At 41.8% G+C, this 2,323-nt stretch carries 2 protein-coding genes; both read left to right on the top strand.

What is annotated here, in order from left to right:
- Positions 1–1,520 (top strand): glutamine--fructose-6-phosphate transaminase (isomerizing) (glmS, locus tag QZZ35_RS11225; protein WP_291237483.1); only part of this gene is annotated, 1,520 nt, incomplete at its 5' end.
- A 44-nt stretch (positions 1,521–1,564) separates the two neighbouring features.
- Positions 1,565–2,239 carry an acyltransferase gene (locus QZZ35_RS11220; RefSeq protein WP_291237482.1) on the top strand — a complete coding sequence of 225 codons (675 nt, stop codon included), beginning with the start codon at positions 1,565–1,567 and terminating at the stop codon, positions 2,237–2,239.
- Positions 2,240–2,323: the final 84 nt, after the last annotated feature.

Raw genomic sequence — 2,323 nt, 5'->3', positions numbered from 1 at the left:
TTATTGAAAATTATCTGGAATTGAAAAATCGTCTCATTTCCAGAGGCTATGTTTTTCAGTCTGAGACAGATACGGAAGTTGTCACATTATTAATGGATTACTATTTTGACGGTGATCTTTTAAAAACGCTTGCAAAAGTTATGACACGTATCGAAGGTTCTTATGCGCTCGGCATTATTAACAAAGATAATCCGGACGAGATCATTGCTGTAAAAAAAGACAGCCCGCTGATCGTGGGACTTTCTGAAGAGGGAAACTATATCGCTTCAGATATTCCTGCTGTTTTAAAACATACACGAAAAATCTATATTCTTGAAGACGGCGAGATCGTCAAGCTGACCCGTGACGGTGTCACTGTATACAATGAAGATCTGGATGTTATTGAAAAAGAGGTCACGGAGATTCAGTGGGATGTGTCAGCGGCTGAAAAAGGCGGCTATGAACATTTTATGATGAAGGAGATTCATGAACAGCCGAAGGCGGTCCGGGATACTGTTTTTCCGCGTTTGAGAGATGACGAAGTTTTCATTCACGAACTTCGTATGACAGACGAACAGATCAGAGATCTTCGAAAAATATTCATTATCGCCTGCGGTTCCGCTTATCATGCAGGTGTAACAGGCAAATATGTGATTGAAGAATTGTCAAGGATTCCTGTGGAAGTGGATCTTGCGTCCGAATTCCGTTATAGAAATCCGATTCTGGAAGATAATACGCTGGCGATCATTATCAGTCAGTCCGGTGAGACAGCTGATACACTGGCGGCTATGCGAGAGGCCAAACGCCACGGTGTTCGAACTCTGGCCGTTGTCAATGTTGTCGGAAGTTCCATTGCCCGTGAGGCGGACGATGTTCTTTATACCTGGGCAGGACCTGAGATTGCCGTAGCGACAACAAAAGGATATACAAGCCAGCTTTCCGCTTTATATTTACTGGCACTGCATTTTGCAAAAATTCGTGAAAAAGTATCGGATACGGAATATCATGAGATGATCCAGGAATTAAAGACACTGCCGGAAAAAATTGAAAGTATGCTTGAGAATAAAGAAAGAATTCAGTATCTTGCCAATAAATATATCGGTCTTAAGGATGTCTTTTTCCTTGGACGGGGTATCGACTATGCCAGTGCGCTGGAAGCTTCTCTGAAATTAAAAGAAATCTCCTATGTACATTCGGAAGCCTATGCTGCCGGTGAATTAAAACACGGAACGATTTCTCTGATTGAGAAAGGCACACTTGTTGTTGCACTGGTGACTCAGGAGCTGCTTTACGGAAAGATTGTGAGCAATATTGTTGAGGTGCGTACCCGTGGAGCCTTTGTTCTGGCTGTTACAAATGAAGATAATAAAGATATTGAAAAGAACGCAGATTATGTGTTCTATATTCCAAAGACAAACCGTATGTTTACAGGATTGATGACAACGATCCCGTTACAGCTTTTTGCATATTATGTGGCTGTTGCCAAGGGATGTGATGTGGATCAGCCGAGAAATCTTGCAAAATCTGTGACAGTTGAATAAAAGATGGTCCCGGATAAGCCGGGGAAGAATGTGGAGTGAAGAAAATGGAAAATTTATTGATTAAAAATATGTATGATCTGAATGAAACGATTGCGGCAGACTTGTTTGAGGGTCTTGATTATCCGTGGCAGGCACTTCCAAAAATCGGAGATTTTATTAAAAAACTTGGACCATCCCTTCCGAAAGAAGAATATGATCAGATCGGCGAGGATGTGTGGATTGCAAAGAGTGCTACAGTATTTCCATCTGCCTACGTGCATGGACCGGCGATTATCGGAAAAGAAGCAGAAGTGCGTCATTGTGCATTTATCCGCGGTAATGCCATTGTCGGCGAGGGAGCAGTGGTCGGCAATTCGACAGAATTAAAAAATGTGGTCTTGTTTAATAAGGTTCAGGTACCTCATTACAATTATGTGGGGGATTCGATTCTTGGATATAAGGCGCATATGGGAGCTGGTTCGATCACATCCAATGTAAAGGCGGACAAGCAGCTTGTCAAAGTCCATACCGGAGAGGTGCATATTGAGACCGGACTCAAAAAATTCGGTGCTATGCTGGGAGACAATGTGGAGGTAGGATGTAATGCGGTTCTCAATCCGGGAACTGTGATCGGAAGAGAGTCAAATGTTTATCCAACATCTATGGTTCGCGGTGTTGTTCCGGCAAAGAGCATTTTTAAAAACACAGGTGAAATCATCAGCAAAAAGATTACAGAATAAAATACATGGAAAAGCTGGACGAAAAAGCTATTTTATGAGAAAATATAGACAGAAGTTCTATCATTTTAACGATAAATATTCAAA

It is taken from the genome of Frisingicoccus sp. (assembly GCA_016298055.1).
Classification (GTDB): Bacteria; Bacillota; Clostridia; order Lachnospirales; family Lachnospiraceae; genus Frisingicoccus.
This window is presented reverse-complemented; position numbering and strand designations above follow the sequence as displayed.

What these genes read in the sequence shown, in the direction of transcription:
- QZZ35_RS11220 (WP_291237482.1), top strand. Translation starts at nt 1,565, where the DNA reads ATGGAAAATTTATTGATTAAAAATATGTATGATCTGAATGAAACGATT.